The sequence below is a fragment of the Flavobacterium araucananum genome (assembly GCF_002222055.1).
Lineage (GTDB): Bacteria > Bacteroidota > Bacteroidia > Flavobacteriales > Flavobacteriaceae > Flavobacterium > Flavobacterium araucananum.
This window is the reverse complement of sequence record NZ_MUGS01000042.1, coordinates 16,864-32,378: the sequence shown is the minus strand read 5'-3', so window position 1 is coordinate 32,378 and position 15,515 is coordinate 16,864. Positions and strand designations below refer to the sequence as shown.

At 36.1% G+C, this 15,515-nt stretch carries 16 protein-coding genes; 5 read left to right on the top strand and 11 right to left on the bottom strand.

The genetic code is table 11. The features are described 5' to 3' along the window. Position 1 precedes the first annotated feature (1 nt). Positions 2-328, top strand: a complete 327-nt coding sequence (locus B0A64_RS18275; protein ID WP_089480941.1) for a hypothetical protein — start codon at positions 2-4, stop codon at positions 326-328. A 228-nt stretch (positions 329-556) separates the two neighbouring features. After that, positions 557-1,201, top strand: coding sequence for an alpha/beta hydrolase (locus tag B0A64_RS18270; RefSeq protein ID WP_089480940.1), 645 nt, complete (start codon positions 557-559; stop codon positions 1,199-1,201). Between the two features lie 69 nt (positions 1,202-1,270). Here the strand turns inward: B0A64_RS18270 and B0A64_RS18265 are convergent, their stop codons facing one another. The 3 genes from B0A64_RS18265 to B0A64_RS18255 form a co-directional block, all read right to left on the bottom strand. Then, positions 1,271-1,702, bottom strand: coding sequence for a hypothetical protein (locus B0A64_RS18265; RefSeq protein WP_089480939.1), 432 nt, complete (start codon positions 1,700-1,702; stop codon positions 1,271-1,273). Positions 1,703-1,910: 208 nt separating this feature from the next. Further along, the gene (locus B0A64_RS18260; RefSeq protein ID WP_089480938.1) at positions 1,911-2,414 is read right to left on the bottom strand and encodes a hypothetical protein; all 504 of its coding nucleotides are present in this window, start codon (positions 2,412-2,414) and stop codon (positions 1,911-1,913) included. A 13-nt stretch (positions 2,415-2,427) separates the two neighbouring features. Beyond that, positions 2,428-3,192 carry an MBL fold metallo-hydrolase gene (locus tag B0A64_RS18255; RefSeq protein WP_089480937.1) on the bottom strand — a complete coding sequence of 255 codons (765 nt, stop codon included), beginning with the start codon at positions 3,190-3,192 and terminating at the stop codon, positions 2,428-2,430. Between the two features lie 90 nt (positions 3,193-3,282). On the opposite strand from B0A64_RS18255, the gene B0A64_RS18250 reads away from it, so the two are divergent. Then, entirely contained in the window at positions 3,283-4,743 is a 1,461-nt protein-coding gene (locus tag B0A64_RS18250; RefSeq protein WP_089480936.1) for a TonB-dependent receptor, read from the top strand. A 256-nt stretch (positions 4,744-4,999) separates the two neighbouring features. Here the strand turns inward: B0A64_RS18250 and B0A64_RS18245 are convergent, their stop codons facing one another. The 3 genes from B0A64_RS18245 to B0A64_RS18235 form a co-directional block, all read right to left on the bottom strand. Next, entirely contained in the window at positions 5,000-8,212 is a 3,213-nt protein-coding gene (locus tag B0A64_RS18245) for a hypothetical protein (RefSeq protein WP_089480935.1), read from the bottom strand. Between the two features lie 330 nt (positions 8,213-8,542). Further along, on the bottom strand, positions 8,543-8,758 hold the full coding sequence (locus B0A64_RS18240) for a hypothetical protein (RefSeq protein ID WP_089480934.1): 216 nt from the start codon (positions 8,756-8,758) through the stop codon (positions 8,543-8,545). A gap of 101 nt (positions 8,759-8,859) precedes the next feature. Continuing rightward, a complete protein-coding gene (locus B0A64_RS18235; RefSeq protein WP_123875934.1) occupies positions 8,860-9,123 on the bottom strand; it encodes a hypothetical protein in 264 nt (87 codons plus the stop codon). 129 nt (positions 9,124-9,252) lie between these two features. Here B0A64_RS18235 and B0A64_RS18230 point away from each other — a divergent pair, with 129 nt between their 5' ends. Next, positions 9,253-9,843, top strand: coding sequence for a S24 family peptidase (locus B0A64_RS18230; protein ID WP_244285447.1), 591 nt, complete (start codon positions 9,253-9,255; stop codon positions 9,841-9,843). 549 nt (positions 9,844-10,392) lie between these two features. Here B0A64_RS18230 and bcp read toward each other — a convergent pair. After that, complete coding sequence (gene bcp, locus B0A64_RS18225; RefSeq protein WP_089480931.1) at positions 10,393-10,845, bottom strand: thioredoxin-dependent thiol peroxidase; 453 nt, start codon at positions 10,843-10,845, stop codon at positions 10,393-10,395. A 177-nt stretch (positions 10,846-11,022) separates the two neighbouring features. Here bcp and B0A64_RS18220 point away from each other — a divergent pair, with 177 nt between their 5' ends. Then, complete coding sequence (locus tag B0A64_RS18220) at positions 11,023-11,694, top strand: endonuclease III domain-containing protein (RefSeq protein ID WP_089480930.1); 672 nt, start codon at positions 11,023-11,025, stop codon at positions 11,692-11,694. 253 nt (positions 11,695-11,947) lie between these two features. Here the strand turns inward: B0A64_RS18220 and B0A64_RS18215 are convergent, their stop codons facing one another. From B0A64_RS18215 to B0A64_RS18205, 4 genes are all read right to left on the bottom strand, one after another. Then, complete coding sequence (locus B0A64_RS18215; RefSeq protein ID WP_089480929.1) at positions 11,948-13,012, bottom strand: tetratricopeptide repeat protein; 1,065 nt, start codon at positions 13,010-13,012, stop codon at positions 11,948-11,950. A 589-nt stretch (positions 13,013-13,601) separates the two neighbouring features. Then, positions 13,602-13,745, bottom strand: a complete 144-nt coding sequence (locus tag B0A64_RS25255; RefSeq protein WP_165689754.1) for a hypothetical protein — start codon at positions 13,743-13,745, stop codon at positions 13,602-13,604. A 50-nt stretch (positions 13,746-13,795) separates the two neighbouring features. Next, positions 13,796-14,380, bottom strand: coding sequence for an RNA polymerase sigma factor (locus B0A64_RS18210; RefSeq protein ID WP_089480928.1), 585 nt, complete (start codon positions 14,378-14,380; stop codon positions 13,796-13,798). Between the two features lie 330 nt (positions 14,381-14,710). Next, positions 14,711-15,469 (bottom strand): glycoside hydrolase family 16 protein, encoded by a 759-nt coding sequence (locus B0A64_RS18205; protein ID WP_089480927.1) that lies wholly within the window; start codon positions 15,467-15,469, stop codon positions 14,711-14,713. Positions 15,470-15,515: the final 46 nt, after the last annotated feature.

Here is a 15,515-nt window from a genome sequence, read left to right as displayed (position 1 = left end):
AATGAACAATTCAGTCGAAGAGGGAAAATCAATCGCAATTACCAGTTATATTCTAATTATTGGTGTTTTGATTGCGATGTCGATGAACTCTGAAAATAAAAATAGTTTTGCTTCTTTTCATATCCGTCAGGCTTTGGGATTATCGCTTGCTTTTATTTCTTTTGGAGCCATTATCAGCAATTTTGATAGCTTCATGATTACTTTTCCCATGTGGATTTGTATTTCGATATTATGGACTTATGGCATTTTTAGTGCCATTCAGGGGCAAACAAGACCAATTCCGTTAATAGGAGGGCTTTTTCAAAAATGGTTTAAATCGATTGGATAACATTTCAACTTTTTAAATTTTAAAAAAATAAATCCGTTGAAATCTGCGTTTTTGCTTTAGCGAATCTGTTTTATTGGCGTATAAATTTTGAACGCGGATCACGCGGATTTGCAAGCAAAAACGAGGATAAAAACAGATTTTATCTTAACATAACTCAACTATAACAAAATCAAACAAACATTCTCCAGATCAACTGAAAACTGGAACTGAGACTGAAAACTTAAAAAAATGAATCTATCTTTAGAATATAAAATACAAGAGCCAAAAGTTATCTTAGATAAAAATCCTGTTTTACTTTTATTACATGGATATGGCAGCAACGAAGCCGATTTATTTTCGTTTGCGACGGAACTTCCGGATCATTATTATATCATTTCGGCCAAAGCGCCTTATGATTTGCAATACGGTGCTTATGCCTGGTATGCGATAAATTTTGATGCGGATCAAAATAAATTTTCAGACAATGAACAGGCAAAAACTTCCCGTGATCTAATTGCTGTTTTTGTCGATGAATTGGTGGCTAATTATCCAATCGATGCCAATAATGTGACTTTAGTTGGCTTTAGCCAGGGTTCTATCCTGAGTTATGCCGTGGCACTTTCTTACCCTGAAAAAATTCAGAAAGTGATAGCAATGAGCGGATATTTTAACGAGGAAATCATCAAGGAAGGTTACGAGAAAAATGATTTTAAAAACTTAAAAATATTTGCTTCTCACGGAACTGTAGATCAGGTTATCCCTGTTGATTGGGCCAGAAAAACTCCTGCAATTCTCGAAAAACTAAACATCCCTGTTACGTACAAAGAATATCCTGTAGGACACGGAGTGGCTCCGCAAAATTTCTTTGATTTTAAGAATTGGCTGGCTTTGTAGAGTTTCAGTCAGTATTCAGTCGCAGTTTTCAGTTCCTAGACTGAAAACTGCGACTGCAAACTGTAAACTTTACTCCCCTGTATAAATAATTTTTCCTGCTTTTTTAAGGACATAACCTTTCCAGGGAATCAATTGATAGTCGTCCTTTGTCCAGGAATCTCCTTCAGATTTTCTTTCTAGAAGGATGGTTTCTTTTTGGGTATCCAGAAAAAGTTCTGCCTTATTTCCGTCAAAAATAACATAAGCAACTGTCGAATACGTTTTTCCGTCCTGTGCATGCTCCAATTTTGTACCAGCTTCAAAAATACGCACACATTCTTTTTTAAGGCTGGACCAGGTATACCCTGCCGAACCTTTGCAACCGTGTGCATCAGAATCTCCACCTACCACTACAGCAGGTTTAGCTTCTTGTTTTTCCGGAGTTTTAGTTTCCTGTGATACTTTTTTAGCACATGAAAACGAGAGTCCCATAATAACCGAAAACAAAAATATCTTTTTCATAAATCCTATTTTTATGCCTGATTATCGTAAAAAACAGAACTATTTAAGCTAACCTATGGACACCACTATAAAAAATAACACGGATTGCACTAATTGTCACTAATTTGTTTGTGAAATTAATTTCACAAACAAGGTTAACCTATTAAAATTTGTACAAATTCGTGTTCAAATTGATTTATAATATTTATATACGGTAGACTATTTAAGCCTATTTTTGATATAACCAAGTCTGAATTACTTCAAAAGTAATCTTTTCGTCCTGATCTACAAAATATTTTAACAAGACTTCTCCCCATATTTCACCATTACTGTAATCTGCAATAATCCATCTGTGGTTTAAAATCTTAACTTTATTGATGATAAATTTATTGGGACCAATTTTATCTTGTCCTGTGTAAGGATTACCATCAGGATTGGCATTTAAATCTAATAACTTCTCTGTTACAACAGGAATCAATTTTTCGTACAGGATTACTTTTCCTCCGCTGGCGCTGTTATCAAAATAGTTTTGCGCATTTTCGTTATGTTCTAAAGAAAAATAATCAGCATTGGCTAATTTTGTTGTTACCAGATTGATACTGTCTCTTAGTTTCTTAGTTGTTTTATCATACCTGTCTTCTCCAAATTTTACTTCTCTGCTGTAAAACATATAAGTAAAAACATTCATAAGGATCGCAAGGATAAAAAGATAAAGCATTAAGGATTTTTTCATTTTTGTGGTATAATTAAATTGTAATTTCTAAGTTGTCATAAGCCAGGAAAACATTCTCCGGCAGTTGTTTTTGTACTTCTTCATGAAAGCCCAGAACGTGGCTTATGTGTGTTAAATAAGCGACTTCGGGTTTTACCAAATCTATAAAATCCAGTGCTTCCTGCAAATTAAAATGTGTATCGTGCGGTTCTACGCGCAACGCATTGACCACTAAAACCTTAAGGTTTTTTAGTTTTTCGATTTCGGCTTCATCAATGGTTTTAACATCGGTCAAATAGGCAAAATCATCAATGCGATACCCAAAAACCTGCAAATCGCCATGCATCACATTTACCGGAATTGCCGTTTTATCGCCAACCGCAAAAGGCTGGTCATTGACCACCTCGATGGTTTTAACGCTTGGGGCACCGGGATATTTGTTTACGGTTTCGAAAACATAATCAAAACGACGTTTTAGATTATCGATTACCCGCTGATGTGCATACACAGGAATTTCGCCTTGTCTGAAATTAAACGGGCGTATATCATCCAGACCGGCGGTATGATCTGCATGTTCGTGCGTAAACAATATAGCATCAAGATGCCTGCAACCACAAGAAAGCATTTGCTGCCTGAAATCAGGGCCACAATCGATCACATAAGAATACTCGTCCCACGTAATCCAGATGGATACGCGAAGCCTTTTGTCCTTGAGATCAGTGCTTTTACAAACAGGATGATCCACTCCGATTATCGGAATGCCTTGAGATGTACCAGTACCTAAAAAATATACCTTCAATTGAACTTATTTTTTTTACAAAAATAGGATTATTTCTCTTTCATTAGAAACCTAATTTGCTAACTTTGTAACAAATCTATTTAAAATAAAATGGGTACAGAAATAAAACTCAAGGGTGACAAGGTCATCGAACAGATTCCTTCTATAAAAGACAAAGCGTTACGCATAAATTTAAACGAGAACATTTACGGAACTTTTGCTGAAATTGGGGCTGGACAAGAGACTGTCAGGCATTTTTTCAGATCCGGAGGGTCCTCAGGAACAATTGCAAAAGCAATGTCTGCCTATGACAAAGATTTTAGTGATGCTGTTTACGGAATCGAAAGCGATGGTCGCTATGTAACCGAAGAGCGTTTAAAAAAAATGCTGACCCTCGAAGGGCAAATTATCGAGGAGCGATTAAGCAGAGAGAAACATCCTACCAAACTTTTCTTTAGTTATGCCAATACTGTTGCTACTATAGATTTTGCCAAACAGTTTAAAGGGCACGGTTGGGTTGGAATACGATACCAGATTGAACCTGACGAAGCTTATAACGAAATTATTCTGCACATTCGTTTTAAAGAAACGGATGCCAGACTACAACAGGAAACACTGGGAATTTTAGGTGTAAACTTAATTTACGGTGCTTTTTACAAATACAATGATCCCAAACGATTACTTCGTTATTTATACGATCACTTAGACAAAGACCAACTCGAAATTGACACGATTAACTTCTCAGGACCTCGTTTTGCCGATGTTGATAATCGCTTGATGAGTTTGCAACTGGTCAAAAACGGAATGACAGATGCTGTAATGTTTAATCCCGAAGGAAAAAACATTTTGCCTGCTGCTATTTTATACAAAAAAAACCTACTTGCTTTAAGAGGAAGTTTTCGTCCGGTTACCAAAGTAAATATGGACATGTACGAGAAATCTCTTAAAATGTTTCTGGAAGAAAATAAGGTCGAGAAAGACAATACGTTGGTTGTTTTTGAGATTACACTTTCGAATTTACGTTCTGATGGCGAAATCGATGAACGCGATTTTATGGACAGGGCTGAGTTGCTTTGCTCATTAGGTCAAACGGTAATGATTTCGAATTTTCAGGAATATTATAAGGTGGTCGAATATTTTGCTAATTACACCAAAGCCCGAATGGGATTGGCAATGGGGGTAAACAATTTAGTAGATATTTTTGACGAAAAATACTATCGCCACTTAAGCGGTGGAATTCTCGAAGCTTTTGGAAAACTATTCTACAGAGACATGAAAGTTTTCTTATACCCCATGTTAGACGACAATGGTGTTTTGATGAATTCGAACAACCTGAAGGTACACCCAAGAATGAAAGAATTGTACAAATTCTTTAAATTTAATGGCAAAGTAGTTGATATTGCCGATTATGACCCGCATAATCTGGAAGTTTTCTCCCGCGAGGTCCTTAAAATGATCAATCAGGGAACACCAGGCTGGGAACCTATGCTGCCGTCCGGTATTGCCGAAATTATCAAAGAACACCATCTTTTTGGGTATCACCCGCAAAAAGAGCTGGAACAAAATACATAAAAGCAAAAAAGTCCCAAAAAGAAAATTTCTTTTTGGGACTTTTTTTTGTTAAAGAAATAGTATTACCTCTTGTTTATAATAAGGATGCGCCTTTCGTTCCTGCCGGAGCAGGAAACGAAAGACGCATTGCCTTGTTGTTTATAGTGTTTTTTCTTAGATACTTATATTGCTTATTAAAGCAGTGTCTTTTATTTGATCAGGACAATTGTGCTAACCTTAATACACCATCCTTAATAAAGCAATAATTCAAAAAATACTAATTCTCTGAAATACAACGAATTGGAGTCGCAAAATATGTTGCACTGAAATTCATTACTCTATAAGCACTACCTCTTGTTTGATAAATATAAAGTTGTCCATCCTCCTTTGTAAGAGAACTACTCAAAAAATTTACAGTATAATACAAGCTTCTACCAGTTGGAGAATCAGCCATTCCTGCATATGGAAAAAATAACGAACTCCCTACAAGTAATCCTCCTACAGCCACACCACCACCAACGTCTGTAGTCGAGCCTTTTTGAGTAATTATATTATTATTCTGAACTCCATCCCATTCACCCTTTGTAGGTACGCGATAACCAGCAGGACAAGGATCCTGAGGACCTTTGACATGAGGAGTAGTCTGATCACCCCAGAAACTAGAAGTCTGTGTAGCTGGAGCAGTCCAGGCTGCCACAGGATAAGGATCTTTTTTACCCCATTGATAATAATCTCCTATTAATTTTACTGAGGGTATAAAAGCACTTACACTTTGATCTGCACCCAGGTTATAACACATAAACGATTTAAAAACGGTAGGACTAATCATAGCACCACAACAACTACAGTCTTTTATAGAAACACTTACTTTAGACTGTACATCTATACCGCTACCATCGGCTTTATTATTGTATATTACATACAAATCTACCGTCAGGGCATTTCCGTTTGTTTTGCCATAAGCACTACCCTGCCCACCAACACCACTGCTTAAGGTACTGTTGTATACGACAGTTGCCGTAACAGGTGTACTAATATTAATGGCACTTTCGGTCGTACTACTCGTGATGGATTTAATTACTACCCCACCTAGTGATTCTATATAACTAAAACGCACTTTACTTACCGTTCCTACAGGAGTAAAAGTATAGGTTTGTGTGTTTGTAATGGTCAAATTAAAATTTGCCTGACTCGGCAAACGAGATGCCAATGATCCACAGGAATCATTGTCATTAGACTCCGCAACATCAAAACAAGAATTACCCCCAAAAGTTCCTGTACCTACCGGTAAAATAACAGGATTTTGATTCACTGTCAAAGTAAACAAGGGCGAAGCAACAGCTGCACCACCACAACCATTGGTTACATTACAATATAAATAAGAAGTACCTATAACCGTAGGAGTTGGAGTGTAGGTTGCTGATGTTGCTCCCGCAATAAGGCCACCACCTATTGTACTGGCGTTTGTATTGCTGTACCACTGGTACAACGGGTTTACTGCACTGGTCGCCCCTACCTTGTAGGTAACCGCTGATCCTGCACTTACACTTTGCGAAAGAGCAGATTGTGCCGACACTACCGGTGTAGGACACGCATTGTTCATGGTAATAGGCAAGGATAACATTTCTGACTTACCACAATTATTTTCTGCAATAACGGTAACATTCAATATAGTACCTGTAGTACCCGTAGCCGGAAGCTGTATGGTAACACTAGATCCTGTACCAATAATAGTCGCACCATTATCTGCGGTCCAGGTATAGGCAATTGCAGGACCAAACTCGATAGCAGTCTGTAATGAAACCTTTGCCCCATAAGTAGCTGTTGCCACTTGCGTGATCCAGGTAAGCTTAGGCAAACTCGATACATTTGCTGCAATTACTTTTACCGCCATACTACTTACACATCCTGTAGTATTGGTAACCGTACCATTATAGACCACACCCGGGCTATTTACTGTGATAGTTGGCGTAGTGTCCGGCATTTTTATATTGTCCTTGTACCAGGTATAAGTATAGGTACCCGCTACTGCCGGCACAATAGTAAGATCTGTAGTACCGTCGCACAGGGTGTTATTACCCGTAATATTAGGCTGCGCCGGAGCAGTGTCTGCCGTGATGGTTTTGTTTAAGATATTCGCTTCGGCAGGGCAATTGACCCCGCTATCGTCTGTTGCGATCATACGCAGCGAAATCGTCGTTTGAGAACCCGGTATTATAAAAGGGTTACCAACGATAACATCATTGCCATTGTACCACTTATAGCTAATGCCCGGTTGTTTGTTGGCCACGCTTAAATCCAGTGAACCCCCCAAACAAAAGGTATTAAAAGAGCTTAAAGGCAAACCGTTTACCAATACATCAGCTGGGTTAATAGTCACTTGTCCCGTAGCAGCACTTTTGGTTACTGTAATAGAATTGGTAGGCAGAGAATAACAGTTTGCATCTTTTGCTACTGCAAACCACTCACCTGCACTACTATCGCCTGTCAGGACAATACTGGTACCCGTTCTGCCGTCTTCTTTACCGTCATGAAACCAGGTAATAGTACCACTAGTTGTTCCAGATGTAGAAAGTGTAACAGAGTTTGTACCACAAAGCACTCCATTATTAGACGCAAAAACAGTCATATTACTCGCGATTGGCGTAGGAATATCTGCTACAATACGTTCGTTTGAAGCATCTACATTACAACCTGTTGCCCCCATAGAAACATTGTATTTTCCTCTCATTGTAGCGGTAATGTACGATACTCCACGGGCTACCTCGACACCACTGCGGGTCCAGATTAATTTATCCAGATTAGGCGTGTTTGAAGGTACAGATAAATATACTGCGCCGCTCTGGCACAACCCTAACTGTGCCGGCGACTGGCTAATAACCGGTGGTGTATAAGTCATAGAACTACAATCGACTCCTTTCTGGTTGAACAAAAACTCTTTGTACATACCCGCGCATGCCGTAGTAACACGTACCAGTACGGTATGATCGTTTACAGTAACATTTTCGTTAAAAGCAATCGAAAAAGAACCATTACTAGTATCTACATCGGCTAGCGAAGCATAATCTGCACCAGATACTATAACAATAGTATAAGGACCATTTGGGCAATCGACATCTGTAGCAATAAAGTTCGAGGTACACCCGCTACCATCTGCATTGACTGTTGTACAGGGTGCCGGGGTTAATACCGTTTGCGAGGTACCGTCGCACAAACTTACCCAACGCACGCTGTCCCAGTATTCGATACAGGTCGTGGTCGTATTATAAATAAACAGACCATGACTTTTGGCATCAAGGGCCGTAGCGCCCAGTGCGTTACGCTGTGTCGTGGTCAATTGCGGCAGTCGCAGCCCGCCTTTGTTGGCTAACTCTAAAACCGAGTAGGGTTCCGGGGCTTTCTTGCCCCCTATGGTCATTTGTGCCTCGATGTTGGTCGAGAATAATAGGCCTAATAACATAAGCCATATAAAAAATAGATTTTTCTTCATTGTCTAATTTTTTAAAAATTGTTTAAAATTGTTCAAATTGTTTTAAACCATATCCTTTTCACCCTGCATCATAAAAAAAACAGTTGATTAAAAGGTATGGCGATATAAATACCGGTTAGGGATATTCGTTTATGTGTGTGGTATTGTTGTGTAAAAAAATAGGCGCTATTGAATCTTTGTCAATGTGGCTTATAGAGAGAAAATATTTTTACCTGTTTGATAACTTAACAGGTATTCTTGATACAACCGGCTTATAAAACTTGGGGTTTTCAGGCTGATATAGGAGTAGAAATAATTCTGGTATTATTTATTGTCTGGTATTGATACTATCTAACTCATGGTTTTTTGAATCAGGATCGTAACAAATTCCCTGCTTACTTTTTCCATCGCAGCATAATCTTTTTTGATACTGTCCGGTATAACTCCGTGTACAGATCCGTTGACACTCTGACGTATGTAATATTTTGAAAGACCATATTTTAAAAACAATGCCTCCAAAATTTTAGGATCATACGAATTGTAGCTTTTTGTCTTACTCTTCTCCATTATGTTACGCTAATTGTATAATAGGGCAAACCTATTGACTACTATTGTTTTTTTTAAATGTATTGCTACAGTCTTTGCTTATGCTAAAAAATCATAACAACTTAATTATCAAACCGTCTGACCTGATCCTCCAGTGCTTTGAGTGACTCATTATTGAGCTTGTTATACTCGGCCTTAATCACATCGGCCATAATATTATTACGATCACCGCGAATAAGCTTGCGCAGGTAATCGAACGAATACCCGTACCTTCTTTTTATAATCTTTAGCACATCATGATTATAACTTGGTTTTGTTTTTATATTTTTACCCATTGTTATGTTTGTATTAATGGCGGGACAAATATAGCGTAATATCTTACACAAATGCAAATTTTTAACGTAAAAAATTACACCGTATAGATGGGGGCGACTGAGAGAGTCAAAATATTCCTTGAATTTAAAGGAATAAGCAAGTATAAATTTTGCCAATTATTGGGGTTTTCAAATAAATTTTTGGATAATAGCGATAATATGGGAACGGATAAGGCATGTAAAATTTTACACTACTATCCGGATATTAATCCTGAATGGCTCTTGACAGGAATAGGAAACATGATAAGACCTACAGTTTTTAACAAAGAAAATCTGATTCTGGAGACCTTAAAAACAGACAAAACAGCAATTAATCAGGATATTCCGCTCTACGACCTTCAAAATACTTCTGAAATTATCGATTTATTTAGTGGGAGCCAAAATAAAACTCCTATAGATTATATCAAAACCCCTAAGCTTTCAAAATGCGATGGCGCTTTGTATGTTATTGGCGATAGTATGTATCCTATGCTTAAAAGTGGCGATATTGTGATCTACAAAAAAGTAGCTAATCATGAACACAATATTTTATGGGGAGAGCTGTACCTTATATATATAAACAATGACAGCAATGAAACTTTTTTTACGAGATATATAAAACCATCCCAACGCAAAGAGTATGTGCAACTGGTAGCACAAAACCCGCAACACGATACTATCGAATTCCCTGTAAGCAGCATCAAAGCGCTTGCACTGGTTACCGCTTCGATCCGGATTAATTTTTTATCCTAAAATTCGCAAAGCTTTGAGGTGAAATGGTACGCGGATGACGCAGATTTGCTAAAGCAAAAACGCGGATTGTCGCGGATTTTATTCTCCTTTCTTTCGCATAGCTAACTATGTGCATTTTAAATAAGTGAAATGCCTTTTTTAAAGGTCAAAAAGCTATGTTTCTATGTGTTAAAATTAATTACACGCAACGGGTTAATTTATGTTTGATAAAGATAAAGTTCGCAAAGCTTTGAGATGAAATGGTACGCGGATGACGCGGATTTGCTATGCAAAAATGCGGATTGTCGCGGATTTTATTCTGCTTTCTTTCGCATAGCTATCTATGTGCATTTTAAATAAGTGAAACGCCTTTTTTAAAGATCAAAAAGCTATGTTTCTATGTGTTAAAATTAATTACACGCAACGGGTTAATTTATTTTTGATAAAGACAAAGTTCGCAAAGCCAATTATTGAAAAAGCTTTGCGAACCATGAGGTAAATTTTCTTTCAATTCTAAACCTCTGAACCTTTGCAACTCTGAACCTTTGAACCTATGAAGCTCAAAAAAACCTATTTCAAAATCTGTGCTGCGTGTTCTTTTGTTTTTACTTTTTCAATAACCTCTTCAATAATTCCGTTTTCGTCGATTACAAAAGTGGTTCTGTGGATTCCGTCATATTCTTTCCCCATAAATTTTTTTGGTCCCCAAACGCCAAATGCATTGATTACAGATTTGTCTTCGTCTGCCAATAGCGGAAAAGGAAATTCGTATTTGTCTTTAAACTTCGCTTGTGCTTTCTGGCTATCGGCACTTACTCCCAAAAGCTCGTAATTATTGGCTTTAAAACGCTCGAAGTTATCTCTTAAATCGCAGGCTTCGGCGGTGCAACCCGGCGTACTTGCTTTAGGATAAAAAAAGACTACTAATTTTTTTCCGGCGTAATCTGCCAGTGTATGTGATTTTCCGTCCTGATCTGTTCCTGAAAAATTTGGTGCTTTATCACCGGCTTTTAATGTTATCATTTATTTAGATTTTTAGATTTTTAGACTTCTTAGATTGTTGGATTATTAGATTGTTGGATTATTAGATTGTTGGATTGCGCATAAAGATCATGTTCCTAACTCCTAACTCATCATTTATAACTCACAATTCACAACTCCAAAAAAATATACTATTTTTACGAGATTAAAAATACGGAAATGAATAAAGAAGCTCGCGTAACATTTGTTATAAATACGTTAAAAGAACTCTACCCTACTATACCCATCCCGCTAGACCATAAAGATCCGTATACCTTGCTGATTGCCGTTTTACTTTCGGCGCAATGCACCGATGTCCGTGTGAATCAGATTACACCTTTACTTTTTGCAAAAGCTGATAATCCGTATGATATGATAAAAATGTCGGTCGAGGAGATTAAAGAAATTATTCGTCCGTGTGGTTTATCGCCAATGAAATCGAAAGGAATTCACGGTTTATCGCACATTTTGATTGACAAACACGATGGCAAGGTGCCACAGAGTTTTGAGGCACTCGAAGAGTTGCCTGCTGTTGGACATAAAACAGCTAGTGTTGTAATGTCGCAAGCTTTTGGGGTTCCTGCTTTTCCGGTAGATACTCATATACACAGGCTCATGTACCGATGGAATCTCTCGAGCGGAAAAAATGTAACACAGACTGAAAAAGACGCCAAAAGATTATTTCCAAGAGATTTATGGAACGATTTGCACCTTCAGATTATTTGGTACGGACGTGAATATTCGCCGGCAAGAGGCTGGGATCTGGATAAAGATATTATCACCAGAACGATTGGAAAAAAATCATTAATTGAAGAAGTTACTAAAAAGAAAGTTTTAACCCGTTCGACATAATAACTTCGTCTGTTTCCTTCGCCTGGGGCTAAAAAAATATATTTAACACATAGAAACATAGATTTTGGATCTTTAAAAAAGGCGTTTCACTTATTTAAAATGCATATAGTTATAACTATATAAAAGAAATGTATTTCTTTTTTGCATTCTTTATCTAAAAAAAACTATGTTTCTATGTGTTAAAACAAGTACATCCAATGGGTCAGTTTAGCAGCTTCTGTCTTATTTTATATACTAATTTTATATCCTTATTTTACATGCTGCTTTTTAGGGCATTATATTCGCTTGTCATGTTTAGCGATCTGTAGATCCCTAAAAGCGACTTCATGGCACTTTCGTTTTTAGGCTCGATTGTTAATGCTTTTTTAAGATACGGAATCGCACTTCGTACAATTTCGTCTTTTTGAGCATCAAGCTTATCATATTGCTGCATTTCTTTTGTGCTATTGCCCAGCGCTGCCATTTTATCTACAATTTCCTTTTTTTGTTCTATTTTAACGTATACAAGATTTATACAGCAGTCTACACAATTTTCATTGACTTGCAATCCTTCCTGATAATATTTCTCGGCATTGCAATAATCGTTTCTTTCTAAGTAAGCAAATCCTAAAGAAGTTAATATTTCTTCTTTCTTTGAAGGCGGGAATACATTTCTTGGTTTTTCGTAAAGTCCTTCATTTACACTGGATTCCCTGGCGCTTCTGGAAATAAAAGATTCTTCTTCTTTTGTCTTTTTGTTTGTAGCGTACCAAAGCATTCCTTTTCCGGAATATTGTATTTTTTTAAGCTCTTCAAAGTATTTAATAGAAGACACATAATCTTTGGCGGTCAAGGACGAAGAGGCGGCGTTGTATAAGTTTAAGGTGTCTTTTTTATCAAAGAGGTACACTTCGTAACTTTTATCTGAGCTCTCTTTAAATTTTCCTTCTTTGTAGTCTTTATAAGCTCCGTCGACAAGTTTTGATTTCATCTCTTTTAGGGCCGAACTTGCCTTGAAGGCATATCTATAGTTTCGGGATTCATTTTCGTACAAAAGAACATCCTGATAGGCGCCTGATGCCAGGGTAAAATTGGCTGCGGCATCTATATTTTTTGTTGCAAGATCTTTGTATACATTTCCTTTTGTAAAAAAATAATCGGTTTTTACGTCATCAGGCGCATTGATGACGAGGTATTCTATTTTTTTTAAAATTGCCAATGATTCCTGCACTTTTCCTTTTGCAAAATAGGATTGCGCTTCTTTTAATTCCTCTTTTTGAGCAAACATACTACTGTTAATCAATAATAGGAAGGATAAAATTTTAAGGTTATTTTTCATTTTTGGTTGAGTTTGGTTGTTAAATAAAATTTTAAAGTTATTTGCCAGAAGAGGTTACGAAATCAATAGGAATGCTAAAAAAAACAGCACAATTATATTTCGTAAAATCGCTCACAAATCTTATTATTCTTTCTGAATTTTAAGATCTACAACAAACAAAACACAGCGGGTAATTTTTCTTCATACATTTTCTGGTTATGGGGTTAAACGCTTATTTTAACTTTATCTATTTTTGGTTTTTATCAATATTGAAAGATTTTTAATACACAAATCTCTCTTATTTGGAGATTCTGTTGAATAAAAATTTACTTTTTAACCAAAATAAAACTAATTATTGAATAAATAAACAAAAATCGATTAAAATATGAAATTTTAACAGATCAATATTAGAACTACTACTAAAATAGAGATAGTTAGGGGATAAAATAATTGAATAGTCTTAATAATTTACAATAGTAAAAAAAACATTTCAGATTACACCAAAAAAAAAACTCACTACCTGTATTTTCATACAAATAGTGAGCTTTTAACCAAAACGACCATTTGGTTTTTCTTTCGAAATAAACATCCGACAAATGTAGTGGGCTGCTTAATTAGCTATAATTTCAAAACTTTTATCCTCAATTTTCACAACGGTTAACGCTTGTGAGTAATTTAGTAAAAAAGAAACAACTTCTTTTTTAGGTTTTAAATCTTTAGAAGCTAGTGCCTTTTTAGAGTAAATTTTCGCCATACTGTCAAAATGTTTTATTATAGTATAACGAGGTATTACCTAAAATAGTATTAGTTGGTTAAAATAATTTGATTTTTGTCAATTATTTTTCTTAAATTCATAAGCGCATATCGCATTCTGCCTAATGCTGTATTGATACTCACCCCTGTAAGTTCAGATATTTCTTTAAAACTCATATCCTGATACATTCGCATTACCAACACTTCTTTTTGATCTGATGGCAGTTCTTCAATTATCTTTTTTAAGTCGACCTCAACCTGATCAAAAATCATTTTATTTTCGATCGTTAAAGAATCATCTGACATGACAGAAAAAATCGAAAATTCTTCGGTTTCTCTGTACATTGGCATTTTTTTGGTTTTTCGAAAATGATCTACAATCAAATTGTGGGAAATACGCATTACCCAAGGCAAAAATTTACCTTCTTCATTATAGGAATTACTTTTTAAGGTTTTAATTACCTTAATAAAAGTATCTTGAAAAATATCGTTTGAAATATCTCTATCAGCAATCTTTGAATATATAAATCCATATATCTTAGACTCGTGTCTTTTTATTAATGTCGCCAGGGCAATTTCGTTGCCATCGACATAATTTTTTACTAATAGAGCGTCTGGAATATGCAGATCAGCCATAATACTACTTTTTTAGTTCTGTTTTAAAATCTGGAGTAATTTTTCTAAAAGTAGTTTTATTTTATAGGCGTCTTTTTAGGTTGTAGCGTTATGTTAATATTCTGACCAAATTTAACAAATTAATATTTTAAAAAGCAAACAAAATGAAGAATAATTAACAATAAATCGTTAATTATTGCAGCACTCCGTTAATTTGAGCTTTAAAATCATCAAAAAACAGTAAAAAAATACCGTTTTTTAATACAAAAAATCAGACATAAACAACTCAATAATAAATAATTAACTTGTTTACACCTGACTTAAACAGCTCTTTTTGAGGCTTATACTTTTTTATTGATAAACGCGCACATAATCTACATAATATTTTTGAGGAAATACTTTATCGTCTACTTCGGGACCTCCAAAATTTCCTCCTATTGCCAGATTAACAATAATATAAAATGGTTTATCAAAGGGCCAGGTATCTTCGTTTTTTATGGCTGGATTAAAAGTATAAACCAATGTTTTATCGACATAAAATTCTATTTTATCTTTGGTCCATTCTATGGCATAAACATGATATCCATCTTCAATATCAGGAAAAGCGGTTCTTTTGGTATTAATGGTATTGCCATGACTGTCCTGGGTATGCAGGGTTGTATACACCATGTGCGGATCTCTGCCTATATATTCTAAAATATCAATTTCTCCTGTTTTTGGCCATTTTACTTCATCAATATTGGCGCCTAACATCCAGAATGCGGGCCACAAACCATGACCAACAGGTAGTTTTGCCCGGGCTTCTATCCTGCCATATTTAAACTCTTTTTTGCCTTTGGTCGTAATTTTTGTCGAGGTATATTTGTTTCCTTCTTTTCTGGCTTCGATAATTAGGTTTCCATCCTTGATTTCGTGGTTGGTTTTGGTATAAATTTGTCTTTCGTTATTTCCGTAACCACATAAATCAGGGCAACCATCGCCAAGTTCAAAATTCCAAACGGTTTCATTGATGTCTTTTTTATTAAAATCCTCTTCCCAGACGAGTTTTCGTTTTACGTTTTGTGCAAAGCAAAAACCGGACACCATTAATAGCAGCATTATTTTTTTCATTGTCTTTCTTTAAAATTAAAAAACAAGAAGATCAGCCTCAACTGAC

Coding starts and splice junctions, on each gene's coding strand:
- B0A64_RS18275 (WP_089480941.1), top strand. CDS start 2: ATGAACAATTCAGTCGAAGAGGGAAAATCAATCGCAATTACCAGTTAT.
- B0A64_RS18270 (WP_089480940.1), top strand. CDS start 557: ATGAATCTATCTTTAGAATATAAAATACAAGAGCCAAAAGTTATCTTA.
- B0A64_RS18265 (WP_089480939.1), bottom strand. CDS start 1,702: ATGAAAAAGATATTTTTGTTTTCGGTTATTATGGGACTCTCGTTTTCA.
- B0A64_RS18260 (WP_089480938.1), bottom strand. CDS start 2,414: ATGAAAAAATCCTTAATGCTTTATCTTTTTATCCTTGCGATCCTTATG.
- B0A64_RS18250 (WP_089480936.1), top strand. CDS start 3,283: ATGGGTACAGAAATAAAACTCAAGGGTGACAAGGTCATCGAACAGATT.
- B0A64_RS18245 (WP_089480935.1), bottom strand. CDS start 8,212: ATGAAGAAAAATCTATTTTTTATATGGCTTATGTTATTAGGCCTATTA.
- B0A64_RS18240 (WP_089480934.1), bottom strand. CDS start 8,758: ATGGAGAAGAGTAAGACAAAAAGCTACAATTCGTATGATCCTAAAATT.
- bcp (WP_089480931.1), bottom strand. CDS start 10,845: ATGATAACATTAAAAGCCGGTGATAAAGCACCAAATTTTTCAGGAACA.
- B0A64_RS18220 (WP_089480930.1), top strand. CDS start 11,023: ATGAATAAAGAAGCTCGCGTAACATTTGTTATAAATACGTTAAAAGAA.
- B0A64_RS18215 (WP_089480929.1), bottom strand. CDS start 13,012: ATGAAAAATAACCTTAAAATTTTATCCTTCCTATTATTGATTAACAGT.
- B0A64_RS25255 (WP_165689754.1), bottom strand. CDS start 13,745: ATGGCGAAAATTTACTCTAAAAAGGCACTAGCTTCTAAAGATTTAAAA.
- B0A64_RS18210 (WP_089480928.1), bottom strand. CDS start 14,380: ATGGCTGATCTGCATATTCCAGACGCTCTATTAGTAAAAAATTATGTC.
- B0A64_RS18205 (WP_089480927.1), bottom strand. CDS start 15,469: ATGAAAAAAATAATGCTGCTATTAATGGTGTCCGGTTTTTGCTTTGCA.